13 protein-coding genes are annotated in these 13,782 nt (G+C 47.3%); 4 read left to right on the top strand and 9 right to left on the bottom strand.

Going from position 1 to position 13,782, the window contains the following annotated elements:
- Nucleotides 1–42: 42 nt before the first annotated feature.
- Nucleotides 43–2,043 (top strand): oxidoreductase, encoded by a 2,001-nt coding sequence (locus GJB61_RS02370; RefSeq protein WP_154116728.1) that lies wholly within the window; start codon nucleotides 43–45, stop codon nucleotides 2,041–2,043.
- Between the two features lie 361 nt (nucleotides 2,044–2,404).
- Here the strand turns inward: GJB61_RS02370 and GJB61_RS02365 are convergent, their stop codons facing one another.
- The 5 genes from GJB61_RS02365 to GJB61_RS02345 form a co-directional block, all read right to left on the bottom strand.
- Complete coding sequence (locus tag GJB61_RS02365) at nucleotides 2,405–3,091, bottom strand: M15 family metallopeptidase (RefSeq protein WP_420819727.1); 687 nt, start codon at nucleotides 3,089–3,091, stop codon at nucleotides 2,405–2,407.
- A gap of 72 nt (nucleotides 3,092–3,163) precedes the next feature.
- Nucleotides 3,164–3,730, bottom strand: a complete 567-nt coding sequence (locus tag GJB61_RS02360; RefSeq protein ID WP_154116724.1) for a hypothetical protein — start codon at nucleotides 3,728–3,730, stop codon at nucleotides 3,164–3,166.
- A gap of 63 nt (nucleotides 3,731–3,793) precedes the next feature.
- Nucleotides 3,794–5,209, bottom strand: a complete 1,416-nt coding sequence (locus tag GJB61_RS02355) for a sensor histidine kinase (RefSeq protein WP_154116722.1) — start codon at nucleotides 5,207–5,209, stop codon at nucleotides 3,794–3,796.
- Nucleotides 5,209–5,865, bottom strand: coding sequence for a response regulator transcription factor (locus GJB61_RS02350; RefSeq protein ID WP_154116720.1), 657 nt, complete (start codon nucleotides 5,863–5,865; stop codon nucleotides 5,209–5,211). Before GJB61_RS02350 ends, GJB61_RS02355 begins: the two co-directional genes overlap by 1 nt.
- A 195-nt stretch (nucleotides 5,866–6,060) precedes the next feature.
- Entirely contained in the window at nucleotides 6,061–6,771 is a 711-nt protein-coding gene (locus GJB61_RS02345; protein ID WP_154116718.1) for a metal-dependent hydrolase, read from the bottom strand.
- A 201-nt stretch (nucleotides 6,772–6,972) separates the two neighbouring features.
- On the opposite strand from GJB61_RS02345, the gene GJB61_RS02340 reads away from it, so the two are divergent.
- Together GJB61_RS02340 and GJB61_RS02335 are read left to right on the top strand one after the other, a co-directional pair.
- Nucleotides 6,973–7,914: a DMT family transporter gene (locus GJB61_RS02340; RefSeq protein ID WP_338115669.1), complete on the top strand. Its 942-nt coding sequence runs from the start codon at nucleotides 6,973–6,975 to the stop codon at nucleotides 7,912–7,914.
- Between the two features lie 35 nt (nucleotides 7,915–7,949).
- Entirely contained in the window at nucleotides 7,950–8,762 is an 813-nt protein-coding gene (locus GJB61_RS02335; RefSeq protein WP_154116714.1) for a Cof-type HAD-IIB family hydrolase, read from the top strand.
- A gap of 313 nt (nucleotides 8,763–9,075) precedes the next feature.
- Here GJB61_RS02335 and GJB61_RS02330 read toward each other — a convergent pair whose 3' ends face one another.
- Nucleotides 9,076–9,633 (bottom strand): GNAT family N-acetyltransferase, encoded by a 558-nt coding sequence (locus GJB61_RS02330; RefSeq protein ID WP_154117285.1) that lies wholly within the window; start codon nucleotides 9,631–9,633, stop codon nucleotides 9,076–9,078.
- 259 nt (nucleotides 9,634–9,892) lie between these two features.
- A complete protein-coding gene (locus GJB61_RS02325; RefSeq protein ID WP_154116712.1) occupies nucleotides 9,893–10,672 on the bottom strand; it encodes an MBL fold metallo-hydrolase in 780 nt (259 codons plus the stop codon).
- A 152-nt stretch (nucleotides 10,673–10,824) separates the two neighbouring features.
- Here GJB61_RS02325 and GJB61_RS02320 point away from each other — a divergent pair, with 152 nt between their 5' ends.
- A complete protein-coding gene (locus tag GJB61_RS02320) occupies nucleotides 10,825–11,562 on the top strand; it encodes a class I SAM-dependent methyltransferase (protein WP_154116710.1) in 738 nt (245 codons plus the stop codon).
- A 57-nt stretch (nucleotides 11,563–11,619) separates the two neighbouring features.
- On the opposite strand, the gene GJB61_RS02315 is transcribed toward GJB61_RS02320, so the two are convergent.
- A complete protein-coding gene (locus GJB61_RS02315; RefSeq protein WP_195724200.1) occupies nucleotides 11,620–12,687 on the bottom strand; it encodes a sulfate ABC transporter substrate-binding protein in 1,068 nt (355 codons plus the stop codon).
- A 30-nt stretch (nucleotides 12,688–12,717) separates the two neighbouring features.
- Nucleotides 12,718–13,782 carry a sulfate/molybdate ABC transporter ATP-binding protein gene (locus GJB61_RS02310; protein WP_154116709.1) on the bottom strand — a complete coding sequence of 355 codons (1,065 nt, stop codon included), beginning with the start codon at nucleotides 13,780–13,782 and terminating at the stop codon, nucleotides 12,718–12,720.

Raw genomic sequence — 13,782 nt, 5'->3', positions numbered from 1 at the left:
TCACCCAAAATAAAATAGGATAGCTGAAGGAGTTTTTTCTCGATGAATAGCAATCATGAGATTCTTTTTCAACCACTCAAAATCGGCAAGCTGGAAATTAAAAATCGTTTTGCCATGGCCCCGATGGGACCCGGAGGGCTCTGTGACATTGACGGTACGTATAATGAGCGCGGAGTAGAGTATTATGTGGAACGCGCCAAAGGTGGCACCGGACTAATTATGACCGGGGTAACGATGGTCGAGAACGACATTGAGAAATGTGCCTTGCCTTCCATGCCCTGTCCAACCTTGAGCCCGCTTAATTTTGTGAAGACAGGACTGCTGATGACCGAAAGAGTTCATGCTTATGGCGCCAAAATATTTCTGCAATTATCCGCCGGGTTCGGCAGAGTCAGCATTCCTTCTATCGTAGGGAAAACGGCTGTCGCTCCTTCCCCTATTCCCCATAGATGGCTGGACGGCGTGACTTGCCGCGAGCTGACGATCGAAGAAATTCATACCTATATTCGCAAGTTTGCTGAATCCGCAGCCATTGCCAAAAAAGCCGGCTTCGACGGTGTAGAAATCCATGCCGTTCATGAAGGTTATCTGCTTGATCAATTCGCGATTGCCATGTTCAATCAGCGAACCGATGAATACGGCGGTACCCTACGCAATCGTCTCCGCTTCGCAATAGAAATCGTGCAGGCGATCAAGGCGGAATGCGGACAGGATTACCCAGTATCCATTCGCTACAGCATCAAGAGCTTTATTAAGGATTGGCGACAAGGCGGCTTACCTGGCGAGGAATTCACCGAGATGGGCCGCGACATTGAAGAAGGGATCGAAGCCGCCAAAATCCTCGAAGAAGCGGGTTATGATGCTTTTAATGGAGACGTAGGTTCCTATGATTCCTGGTACTGGTCCCACCCTCCAATGTATCAAAAGAAGGGTTTGTACCTTCCCTTCAACGAAATTCTGAAGCAGCATCTGTCTGTGCCGATTATTACGGCGGGCCGAATGGAGAATCCTGATCTGGCCAGTGCGGCCATTCTTAACGGCATGACCGATATGGTCGCTTTAGGAAGACCTTTGCTGGCGGACGCTGATATCCCCAACAAAATAAGAAAAGGACAACTTAGCCAGATTCGTCCTTGTCTATCCTGTCAGGAAGGCTGCATGGGCCGTTTGGCCAAATACGCCTCGATCTCCTGTGCGGTCAATCCTGCCTGCGGCCGGGAAAAGGAATACGGCATTGAGCCTGCCCGTAAGATTAAGAATGTCCTGATTGTGGGTGGAGGCATTTCCGGCTGCGAAGCGGCAAGAGTAGCCGCCATTAGAGGCCATCATGTTACGCTACATGAGAAGAACTACCGTCTCGGCGGCAATGTAATTGCCGGCGGTGTGCCTGACTTCAAAGAAGATGATCATATGCTGATATCATGGTATGAGGAACAATTAAGCGATCTGGGCGTGGATGTCCGGCTGAATAGTGTCGTAACTCGGGATAGCCTGCTTGAGGCTGCTGCGGACGAGATTATTGTCGCTACAGGTTCGACACCAAGAATGCTGGCCATCGGCAATGCGGACAATGTGTATAGCGCCGAAGACGTTCTGTTAGGCAAAAAGGACGCCGGCCAATCAACTGTGATTATCGGCGGAGGGCTCGTTGGCTGTGAAACTGCCTTGTGGCTGGCTGATCAGGGGAAACAGGTTACCCTGGTTGAATTGCAGGATGATATTCTCACCGTTGGCGGCCCACTTTGCCATGCGAATGAAGATATGCTGCGGGATTTAGTCGCCTTCAAAAATATCAATCTGCGGACCAATACCATGGTCAGTGGAAATACCACAGACGGCTTCACCCTCAAATCGGGAGATGCGGAAGAACAGATCACTGCAGATTCGGCAATTGTAGCGATTGGCTACCTGCCGCAGAAGGCTTTGTATGAAGAGGTTTACAAAGACCTGCCAGTGAATGTTCATCTGCTGGGCGATGCTAGACAAGTGCAGAACATTATGTATGCGGTATGGGATGCCTATGAGGTTGCCCGCAACCTGTAGCTTTTGCTTTTGTTTTTGCTTTTGGAGTAGGATCGACTTGGCACTCGATGTGGACGCTCCGCGAACGGACCGTTGTTCCAATCGCTGTGGTCTCCAGATTTTTTTCATTCCCCTTAGCGGTGAAAATCCGGAGACAGCATATGCTTTCGAAGCGAGCTTTCCTACGGAAAGCTTTCGGGCGAACGCTATCGCTTTTCCACAATCGTTCCGTCCTCTCCGCTGCTTTGAGCAGAAAAATTTTCTACAATCCACTAAAAAAACAAACGAGTCAGTCTCCATTAAACCGGAGGCTGACTCGTTTTTATTAGCTTCTACAGCTTTGGAGTGCAAGACGCTGTCTCATTTGCATATCATACTTAGCTTATTTAGAAACAGGTACTGCATCATAATACTCTTCAAGCGTAATCCCTTTATTGCTGATCTCTTGGGCCAGCTCTGTTCCTACGTATCTTATGTGCCAAGGCTCATAGGTGAATCCTGTAATGGTCTGCTTTCCTTCCGGATAGCGGATAATAAACCCGCATTCTGGCGCATGCTCTGCCAGCCATTTCGCTTCCTTCGTACCCGCAAAGCAGGCTTCAGCTGCACAATTTCCGGCAGAATCACTAACGTCTATGGCAAGCCCGGTCTGATGCTCACTGTAACCTGGAACCGCACTGTAGGTTTTCGCCTTCGCTTCCCCATCCCGTTGGACATAACGGTTAAATAATGTGGTCTGGGTCGAAGCAGAACGATAAGCAGATACCCCAGCCAGATAAACACCATCCTTCTCCGCTCCAGCGAACAACTGCTCCAAAGCTGAGGCGGCTTCCTGGCGCATCATTCGTTTCTCTATCATTTCCGTGAAAATAAAACGTACATCCGGATACACCAGGTCAGCTGGTACATAATGGTCTGGCAGCCCAAGCTGTGGGTTCACCAGAACGGCAATGCTCTCGGGGTCAGTATCTACAGAAATTACAGGAGTTGGGGCGGCTGTTACTTTCCCTGTGTTTTCTGTATTGCCAGCGACACTGTCTTCCTTAGTGCAAGCTGTGATGAGGGTCATCAGTAGTAGCGGAAGAAGCCATAGACCAACTGTAATGCGGTAATGCTTATGTTGTAATGCATTCATTAATGATCAACCTACTGCATCTGCGGCAGAGAATATTTTAATGACTTCGCCCGTTGTTGCATTGATATAAACCGCATAGGTGCCAATTTCTGCAAAATCACTTTGATTGATCGGCTGGAGTTCAATAGCCCATACTGAATGATTACCTTTCGAGTTCGCAATGTAGGTTCCTGCTTCATGATAGGTAGCCTCAATTGTGAATTTGCCGAGAATCTCTGGACGTAGGGCATACTTTTCGATTACTTTTTCTTTGGCAGTGCTAAGCGATTGTTCTCTGGTTATTTCATTCACTCCCGGAGTACCCTCATCCCAAATCCCCTCTCTCTGATCTGAGTCTAAGCCCTCCTGTCCATTGGCAATGACTGCTCCGTTCTTAATTCTCTTAATGATCTTCACCGGCTGGTCTTCATTTGCCGGCACTGTATTTGAGCTGTCCTTAGTAATCACCAGCTCGTTGCTGTCATAGTCTTTGGCCATTACATTGGAAGCCAAGAGGCCATTCCCAATGAATACTCCCGAACCTACAGTAAGTGTAATCACACCGCTCAATAACATTTTTGTCGCTTTTTTCATTACATGTCCACTCCTTCTACTAACTGGTATTTGAAAAACAAGCTCATCTTAGCACCGATCATTTCATAAAGTCGTCATCGAGTTGTAAAATATGATTTCCACGGTTGTGCCTATATTCAGGGTTGAAGAAATGTTCATGGTCGCCTGATGCAACAGGCAAATTTGCTCACAAAGCGCTAGTCCGAGTCCGGCTCCGCCATTTTGGCTGGATCTTGCTTTATCAACTCGATAAAAAGGCTCCCTAACTTTCTGTATTTCATCTTCAGCCATTCCTTGTCCATGATCGGATATTTGGAGGACAAATTGCTCATGTTTCACATAAGAAAGCACATCGATACTGCCACCCGGAGAAGACGCACGGATCGCATTCTCCAGTAAATTCAACAGCAGGGATTCCATTAAATGGGCATCAGCCCACAGCACGGTATGCTGCAGAATCTTTTTTATTTCAAGCTTATTTTCGGTGAGTCTATGGGCAAGGGTCGCCTCTACTCGCTCGACAATTTCATCCAATTTGATATTTCCAAAACAGATTTGATCCTTTCTTATCCCGGCCAAATCCAACAATTTCAAACTCATATTCTGCATGCGTTCACTCTGACTGATGATATAGTCCAGTGCTTTAATACGTTCTTCCTCACTATAATTAGCATATTTGAGAAATTCACCGTATCCCATAATAGCTGTGATCGGTGTGCGCATCTCATGAGCAAGATTATCGATAAACCGTTGCTTTTCCGCAGTTGCATTGGATAGCAGTTGAACATGTGTTTCCACCGAACCCGCCATAATATTAAAATTACGGGCGAATTCTCCGATCTCATCTTGACTATTGATCTGCACACGCTGCTGATAATGACCTTTTGCAATTTCACCTGTTGCTTTAGTGAGTGCTCTAAGGGGTCGGGTCAATTTCCAGACCAGCAGGATGATTATGCAAGATAGACAAAGTGCGGCTACTAAACTGATGATCACAAAGTAGTCTGTAATTTGTTTTTTATAATCCATTAATCCCTGTACATCCTTGATATATACAAATTTCAGCTTGGAATAGGGTTCGGCCAGGTAGCTGGCGATAAATAAATAACGAGATTCTCCACTATCCTGTGCGATACGACTCTGTTCTCCGATCCCTATGTTTAACTCAGGTCTTGAGTTCATGGAATTGTTAAAGTTGGAATACACGATTTCATTGTTAATATAAAGCTCCAAGTAGACTTTTTGATTACGATAATAATCGGCATAAGGAATAATATTAGACTTTAAATTGTCTAAATTCAGGGCTGTATAATTTCCAGCAGTGGAAGCTATACTTTGACTCAACGATTTTTTGATAAAAAACTGTTCATTCTGCGCAGCGGAATATTCCGTAGTCTTATTCAGAGCGTAGCTTTTATTAATAAGTACATACGCCACAATATCCATGCCCAGCACAAAAACGATAATAATACTGAGGACCATTTTTTGCCATAGTTTCATTAGCGGACCTCAAGTCGATAGCCGACTTTATAGACGGTTTTGATTCGGTCTTCCAGAGAAAGCTTCTTGCGCAGCTTTTGAATATGAACATCGATCGTCCTGGTTTCGCCCATAAACTCAACACCCCAGACCAGGGATAACAGCTTCTCTCTCGAGAGTGCCAGATTCTGATTCGCAATTAATAGGGTTAGCAGGGAAAACTCTTTGGTCGTTAGATCTACCTGTTCATCATTTAGCAGAACCACATGTTCATCCAGCCGCACTTCCAGCTGTTCGAGCCTGAAAATACTGCTGTGTACCTGATAACGCTTCAAGACCGTTTCGATTCTCGTAATCAGCTCTATTATGGCAAAGGGTTTTACTATGTAGTCATCCGCTCCGGATCGCAGTCCCATGATTTTGTCATCCAACTGATCTTTGGCCGTGAGAAAAATAACAGGAACGCCAAGCGGCGCGATCTCTTTCATTAGCTCAAAACCATCTTTATTCGGCAGCATAACGTCCAATATAATGAGATCAGGCGTAGTAGCTTGAATAGCCGCCATAACTTCATTACCGTCATCTATTTGAGTGGTAGCATGTCCCACAAGCTTTAAATTCATGGCTATCAAATCCGCTATTGCCATTTCATCTTCCACAATCAGTATATTTGCCATGTCTTTGGCCTCCTTCTTATCCTTTATTGTGGCATAACTGTAACAAAAAGATGTTATAGAGTTGTAAAATTCGTTACAGTTGTGAGGACAGCCACGTTTCTTAGGAAGAAACAAGAAGAAACGGCTTCGCCGTCCTTTAATGGACGGTATCCGTTTCTTCGAGAAATATAAGGATAATTTATCGTGCGAAAATTCTTATATTAGGACAAATACATAAATAACCAGTGCCAGCGTGAGCAAGATGCATATATTCTCGAAGGCACTCCCCTGCTTAGTGCCCGTGCTCATTAGCTTCAGGCGCAGCTTGAAGGGCAAGGGCGGCAATGGTGTAATACCGCGCTGGGTAAGCGAATCGGCCAGCAAATGGAGCGCATAGGACATGCCCCCGGCAATCCACAGACTCCCTCCGTCATTCATGCTAAGTGAAACGTAATACAGCAGCCCACTCCAGCCGGCAACGCCATAGAGCGTATGTGTCAGCCCGCGATGGGGAACGACCGCAGCGATGGCGAGTGCGCAGGCAGCAATGTAGTTCCAGGGATCGTAAGCATCAGCGAACGCGAACAACCACAAGGCAATCAGCAGCATGACTAAATGTCGCAGCCTTCTGCCTGGCAGGAAAGAGACACTGCCTACGAGCAGCGCCAGGACAATATTCCAGGGATAAGGGGCGATACCCGCAAAATAAAGGTATATAGCCGCGCCTATCAAGGCAATCTGCAGCCCTCGGAGCAGAAATTCAGGAATGGCCTTGCGTACTAACAGCGAATTTGGCTCGTCAATATCGGGCAGCAATGAACTAAGTGCCGCTACAGCGAGGGCCGGGATCGTGTTCTCATAGCCCAGCAGACTCATAACCGATAGGGTAACCCCGGTGCTAATTAACAAATGGGATTTGCCCATCATAGTGGATACCGCTCCTTTCTAAGGTGTCAAAATAAGAACAGATGTGCGGTTATCGAAGTATACCAAGGCTGTTTCTTTTTGTCCAGACTACGCATGAAATCCACTATTCACAAAGGACTCTGCAATGAGTTTCTTCTTGTCGTCCACTTTATAATAGGATACAATTTGAACAACTTCTGATCTTAGGAAAGGATGGCCGATGTGATTCGCTCCCGTATGGCTGATTTGAGTCTTTTACTGGTAGCGATGATGTGGGGTTGTACATTTTTAATTGTACAGATTGCCGTGCAGGTATTGCCGCCGTTCGCTTTTAACAGCATTCGGTTTACGGGTGCAGCGCTGCTGCTAGCCTTGATTACCGCTGTGTTTTACCGCAAGGAGTGGAATCAGCTAAGCTGGAAGATGGTATGCCATTCCCTGCTGCTAGGCCTGTTTCTGTTTATGGGCTACGGCTTCCAGACGATGGGACTGCTGTACACCACTACTTCCAATACCGGATTCATTACCGGGTTGTCGGTAGTACTCGTGCCGTTCCTGTCCCTGGCATTACTACGTCACGCTATCTCACGGTATACTTGGTTCAGCGCATGTTTGGCCGCAATAGGACTTTACCTGCTCACCTTCACGGGCTCTGCGCTGTCCTTGAATAAGGGCGACGGACTTATCCTGCTCTGCGCCGTTGCTTTTGCACTCCAGATCGCCTATACCGGCGTATATGCTCCCCGTTATCCGGCGCTGCCGCTGGCTACGCTTCAATTAGCTGTTGTGGGGCTGCTTAGCATCGCCGCTTCCGTGATCTTTGAAGGAAGCAGCACGTTAGCCCATAGTGGTGAGCTTATCGGGAAGCCGGATGTATTATGGGCCTTGGTGGTCTCCATTGGTCCAACCAGTGCTTTTGCCTTCTGGATTCAAACCGCCTGCCAGAAATACACTACGCCTTCACGGGTAGCCATCATTTATGCCATGGAGCCGGTGTTTGCCGCCGGAACAGGGCTTGTCTTCGGTGGGGAGACTCTAGGCATATCCGCGCTGCTGGGTTGTCTCTGTATTCTGGCCGCTATGCTTATGGCGGAGCTTAGTGCTGATTCTGGCGGATACAAAAACACGTACTTTTTCATTTCCCGTGTGTTTAGAAAGAAATAAAGAGAAATAAGGAGAAATAAGGAGAGAAACCAAACATGTACAAATTGATCGCTATCGATATTGACGACACCCTGATTAATGATGACAAGGAAGTCACACCCGCCACCCAGGCTGCACTCGAACAGGCTGTTGCTGCTGGTGTTGTTGTGACACTTGCTACAGGCCGCGCTTATGCTTCTGCTCAAGCGATTGCCCGCCAGACTGGACTCAACGTGCCAATCATTACTTACCAAGGTGCACTCGTGAAGAACCTGCTGGATGAAAAAGTTCTCTATGAACGTTATGTGCCGCAGGATGCTGTACGCAAGCTGTTTAACTACTGTGTAGAGCACAATTTGCACCTGCAAACCTATATTGATGACAAGCTGTATGCCCGCGAAGAGAACCAGAAACTGAAGGACTATGCTACCTTAAACAAAACTCAATATTTTATTGAGCCCGATTGGGAGAAACTTGTGCCTCAGAAGACTCCCAAAATGCTCATTATCGATGAGCCGGACTTCCTCGATGAGCTGGCGCCCAAATTGCGTGAGCTGCTAGGAGATTCTGTGCACATTACGAAATCCAAGCCTTATTTCCTTGAAATCATGCATCATGAGGGTACTAAAGGGCTGGCGCTTGAGTTCCTTGCTGCCCATTTCGGCTGTGAGATGTCCGAGACCATCGCTGTTGGCGATTCCTGGAATGATCACGAAATGCTGGAAGCCGCCGGTCTGGGCATCGCCATGGAGAATGCTATCCCAGCACTGAAGAAAGTCGCCGATTTCATCACGCTCAGCAACAATGAAGACGGCGTTAAATTTGCCATTGATAAATTCATCCTGCAAAGTGCCGAGCAGGAAGCTTAAGCAACGAAGTATAGTCATTACCTAGCTACTCCGGTGATTTACTACACTGTTTCTATTTAGCAGAAGTCCAGAAAGGGGTGCTTCAAGACCATGATCTCTCATGGCCTTGAAGCACCCCTTCTTTTCCCTTGAAACCCCCAGACCGAACAGGACTCCTCTTCCTGCTCTACTGGGAATAATACAGCTTATGGTACCTGCCTTCAGCCGCAATACTGTCGAGAGGCGGTGGGCAATGACAAGTGTCGTTTTGTCGCCCATTAGCTTGTGGATTGCTTGCTGCAAGCATGTAGTTACTTAATCTTGAGAACTCTCCTTAGAATTCCGTCCCGCGCACCTTGGCATACACCTTGCTGTCATGCAGTTCCCCGTCCTGCCCACGGCGGTTGCTGCGCAGGATTCCGTCAAGCGTATAGCCCGCTCGCTCGGCAACGGCTGCACTTTTGGCATTCCGTGCACTGCAGCGGATTTCGATACGGTTGGCGTTCAGCGTATGTATAGCAAACTCAGTAATTCCATTAACCGCCTCTGTTATATATCCCTTACCTGCACAGGTACTTCTAATCCAGTAGCCGATTTCAAAGTTACGGATATCCCAGTCGATATTATGCAGACCGCTACAACCGATAAAACTTCCGCTAATTTTGTCATAGATGCGCATATGCAACAGAGTGCGCTTTAAGTAATCCAGTCGGGCCTCACGTGTGAATCTCTCGGATTCCTCTACCGAGGGCATGTCTTGGGCAAAAGGCATCCACGGTTTCAACTCTGCAAGGCTCTCACCAATAGCTTCATTCATGACTGCACCATCCCCCCACAGCGGTGCACGAATACACAATCGCTCGGTTTCAAAGCTTTCCGGAAAAGAAATCATGATCGGATCAATAGGTTTGGCCACTTGGTTACTACCTCCAATGCTTAATTGATAATAATTCTAAATATGTAATTCTTACACCAATTTACTATTTTGATTATAGATTGATTTTATTAGTTTGAACACTAGTGAATGTAAAAGTACAAACACAAAAAACCGGGCCACAGATCCTATCCCTGGCTCGGTTCATGAAACTTCATTTACTATTGAATCAAACATTCCCACTTATCTTCCTAGGGGGGATGTCTTTATAGATTCGCTATTCTGCTTGCCCAAGCTGCAGTCTTAATCCCGTACGTGCCAGCGTTACATTCTCCGGTAAAATATACGACTTGCCTAGATCAACATCATGTGACATATGTGTATATACTGCCTGATGGGGTTTTACCATCTGCAGCAGCTCCGCAGCTTCTGTCATATCATACACGGAGCGGGTAGAGAGCTCGGCAGACTCATAATAAAAGCTTGTCCCCAGCACAAGCAGATCTGCTCCATGCATGAGTCTGGTTTCCTCAGCCCCCAATGAGATGGAATCTGGGCAATAGACCCAAGTATACCCTTCCTTCTCCAACCGATAGGCATAAGAGTATCCGTTCTTGCCATGGTTCACCTTCCAGGTGGCTATTTGCCAGCCGTCCAACGTAATACCGTCATCGCAAGCCATCATCTGAATGTGGCTGCTCAACCACGGATATTGCCGCTCAATAATGGGAATGACCTCTGCAGGAGCATAGAGCTCTCCCTTGAAGCCCATCCAGCGGCAGGCATCTGCCCATTCCGGCAGCCCGCCAATATGGTCAAAATGAGCATGGGTCACCAGCAGCCTGCGCATCTCCCGAATCCCCTGCGCTTCCATTTGCCGCCGCCAATCTGGACCACAATCAATAACCAGTGCCTCAGTGCCGTTATCTATAAGCACAGATGAGCGCAGTCGGATATTCTCCCCAGTCGCTCGCGCTTCCGTGCAGGTCTCACAGCTGCAATATACTCGGGGTACTCCCATAGCATCGCCTGTACCCAGAAAAAACAATGAATCCATAGTAACTCTCTCCTTTACGTCCCTTATGCGGAAGTTCATGTAACGTCCATTATAAAGCAGACCTAGGTCGTATTTCAAAGAAGAAAAAGGGCTTGCTTTTTGAGAGAAGAATTACTATGGTCAGACTAAGCCCAAATCAGGAGGTTAACCAAATGAAGCAAAATATTTATGACAATCCAATTTTTTTCGAACAATATAATTCTTTACGCAACAGTGGAGTAACCTATAATGATTTTGTCGAACAACCGGCAATGAAGTCTCTAATTCCAGCACTTCATGGAAAATCAGTATTAGATTTAGGCTGCGGGGCCGGTCACTTGGCAAGATATTGTATAGAGAATGGCGCTTCGAAGGTGTTAGGGGTAGATATCTCAAAAAACATGATTGAACAGGCTAATAAAGAAAACAAGCACGAGAAAATAGATTATATTTGCTTGCCCATAGAGGATCTGGAATTTCCAGAGTATAAATTCGATATCATCATAAGCTCATTGGCTGTTCATTACATAGAAGATTACCCAGCTCTGGTTGAAAAGATCAGCGGATTATTAATTAAGGGCGGCGAATTTATATTTTCAACCGAACATCCCATGGTTACCGCACGAAGAGAGAAGAATAACTGGATTAAGGATACAGAGGGGAACCGATTATATTACGCAGTGGATCATTATCAAGAAGAGGGGAAACGGGAGGAACATTGGTATGTTGACGGTGTGATTAAATACCATAGAACGGTTTCAACCTTAATAAATACACTTATAAACTATGGGCTTGTACTGGAAAAGATTATTGAACCGCAATCTACTCCCGCCGGATTGGAGATCATGCCTAAATTGATACATGAAGTACGAAAACCCAGCTTTATGATTATTAAAGCATTCAAAATGTGAGGGCCGCCTCTTCTTCACTTATCCTCCAGAGAACGGCCTTCCATACAGACTTCAGTATTATATTCCAGCAAGCACTTGATACCAGATGCCCCGCTTGGAATACAGCGTACTGCGCACCTCATCCCATCCTCCCAGATAATTGATATCAAAGAGCCCTGCAGGAATAGGATAGTGGCTCTCGTTCGCAGCATAAACTTCCTTATTAACCGGACGAAAACCGTATTTCGCAAAAATTTCTTGTGCTTCTGGCGTCAGCAGATAATCAAGTAAAGCCTCCGAGGCTTTACGGGTTCCGTGCTCATCTGCATATTTAGCAACAACCGCAGCCGGATTCTCAATAAGAATGGTATCCTTCGGAATAATAACCTCATATTTGATGCCTTGGGCAATACGCGCCAACAGCTCATTCTCATAAGTGACAATCACATCGCCGACCCCATACTCGAACGCTGCCATTGAGGCTCGGCCGCTTTTATCCAGAGACTCTACGTTCGCGTGTATGCTCTCCAAAAAAGCTTTAGCAGCAGCAGGGTCCTTTACTCCCTCCTGCTCCTCAGAATGCTTCAGGCCCGCCCCATAGATGGCGTTGATATCCCATTGTGCTCCGCCTGAGGTCTTCGGATTAGGATACAACACCTTAACTCCCGGTTTTGCCAGATCGCTGAAATCCTTGATCCCCTTCGGGTTACCCTCGCGGGTTCCAAGAGCCACTACTGACCGTGTTACCATCCCATTCTCACCACGGTCTTTCCAGGTCGGCTCGACGAGTCCTGCTTTGACCAGCTTCTCGACATCGCCCTGCATGGCCAGCAGCGTAACATCTGCTTCAAACCCGCCAACAATGGACCGGGCCTGAGTTCCCGAAGCCTCGTAGGATTGCTGGAATACGATAGTCTGGCCTGTATCTGCCTTCCACTTTGCGGCAAATAGCGGCAAAATATCGCCCATTGCATCCTTTGCCACGCTGTATGCGCCGACTACGAGCGTAAGATCGCCTTGCGGCTTAGCTCCCGCCGCGGTGTCGGTCTTCTCATTCCCGCAGCCGACAGCAGTCAGCGCAAGTATGGCCAACATTAGGGCAGCAGGCCATCCATGCAGTTGTCTACTCCTTTTGAAAAGCTTCATTGCAGCCCACATCCCTTAAGGTTGATGATTTTAGATAAATACCGGCATTGGATCTTCTTTGAGATTATTCTCTTGAATCCAGCTCCGCTCATCGTTAAAAAGATAAGCACGATGCACAAGCACAGAGATATCCTGTCCCGGCTGCAGCGTTTCCTTCTCCAAGGAACGGTAGGTGGTCAGCTTGTGGCCGTTTACTTCTACCTCTACCAGCCATTCGCTGCCGCGGAAATGCAAATGCTTCACGATGCCCTGCTCCGTAGCCGAAGCCATCTTGAATTCATGCAGACTGCCCACCTCGATGTACTCAGGTCGGATCAATGCTTTAGTCGGCTTACCGCCGCCTGCCCCTTTAAAACCCTTCACCTCGGAAGCATTCTCAATCAGCGTCGATTCTCCAATAAATGTTGCCACGAACGGTGTCTGCGGTTCTTTATAGATATCCCAAGGCGTACCTTTTTGCTCCACACGCCCTTGGTTAATGATCATGATCTCATCTGCTACTTCAATAGCTTCATCCTGGTCATGGGTGACGAAGATGGAGGTTATGCCCACACGCTCAATCAGTTCGCGCAGCCATGACCGCAGCTCCTGACGGATTTTGGCATCAATAGCTGCAAAAGGTTCGTCCAGCAGCAGTAGCTGCGGCTCAGGCGCCAGTGCCCGGGCAAAAGCCACACGCTGGCGTTGTCCACCAGACAGTTGATGCGGATAGCGGCTCTCAAAACCTTTTAACCCCGTCAGCTCGACCAGCTCCGTAACACGATCTCGAATCGCCGCTTTGCTTGCTTTCTTAACCTTAAGTCCAAACGCAATATTCTCATAGGCGGTCATATGTTTGAATAGCGCATAGTTCTGAAAGACGAAGCCGATCCCGCGCTCCTGAGGCGGAAGATTGTTAACCGTCTGTCCGTGAAAAATAATCTCCCCGCTATCCGGTGTCTCCAGCCCTGCCAGCATGCGCAGAATCGAAGTCTTACCGCCTCCACTCGGACCGAGCAGTCCAATCAGGTGACCTTTGGTAATCTCGAAATTGACGTCCTTGACCGCATGAAAATCTCCAAAATGCTTATTTAATCCCCGGACTTCTACATGCAT

The organism is Paenibacillus monticola, from assembly GCF_009664975.1.
Classification (GTDB): Bacteria; Bacillota; Bacilli; order Paenibacillales; family Paenibacillaceae; genus Paenibacillus_AQ; species Paenibacillus_AQ monticola.
Note: the sequence above shows the minus strand (reverse complement) of the source record. Positions and strands in the feature narration are given on the sequence as shown.

Excerpts from the sequence above, each read along its gene's own strand:
- GJB61_RS02350 (WP_154116720.1), bottom strand. The coding sequence starts at position 5,865 with ATGGCAAATATACTGATTGTGGAAGATGAAATGGCAATAGCGGATTTG.
- GJB61_RS02315 (WP_195724200.1), bottom strand. The coding sequence starts at position 12,687 with ATGAAGCTTTTCAAAAGGAGTAGACAACTGCATGGATGGCCTGCTGCC.
- GJB61_RS02320 (WP_154116710.1), top strand. The coding sequence starts at position 10,825 with ATGAAGCAAAATATTTATGACAATCCAATTTTTTTCGAACAATATAAT.
- GJB61_RS02325 (WP_154116712.1), bottom strand. The coding sequence starts at position 10,672 with ATGGATTCATTGTTTTTTCTGGGTACAGGCGATGCTATGGGAGTACCC.
- GJB61_RS02310 (WP_154116709.1), bottom strand. The coding sequence starts at position 13,782 with ATGCATGTAGAAGTCCGGGGATTAAATAAGCATTTTGGAGATTTTCAT.
- GJB61_RS02365 (WP_420819727.1), bottom strand. The coding sequence starts at position 3,091 with ATGACCCTCATCACAGCTTGCACTAAGGAAGACAGTGTCGCTGGCAAT.
- GJB61_RS02335 (WP_154116714.1), top strand. The coding sequence starts at position 7,950 with ATGTACAAATTGATCGCTATCGATATTGACGACACCCTGATTAATGAT.
- GJB61_RS02345 (WP_154116718.1), bottom strand. The coding sequence starts at position 6,771 with ATGATGGGCAAATCCCATTTGTTAATTAGCACCGGGGTTACCCTATCG.
- GJB61_RS02355 (WP_154116722.1), bottom strand. The coding sequence starts at position 5,209 with ATGAAACTATGGCAAAAAATGGTCCTCAGTATTATTATCGTTTTTGTG.
- GJB61_RS02330 (WP_154117285.1), bottom strand. The coding sequence starts at position 9,633 with ATGATTTCTTTTCCGGAAAGCTTTGAAACCGAGCGATTGTGTATTCGT.
- GJB61_RS02360 (WP_154116724.1), bottom strand. The coding sequence starts at position 3,730 with ATGAAAAAAGCGACAAAAATGTTATTGAGCGGTGTGATTACACTTACT.
- GJB61_RS02370 (WP_154116728.1), top strand. The coding sequence starts at position 43 with ATGAATAGCAATCATGAGATTCTTTTTCAACCACTCAAAATCGGCAAG.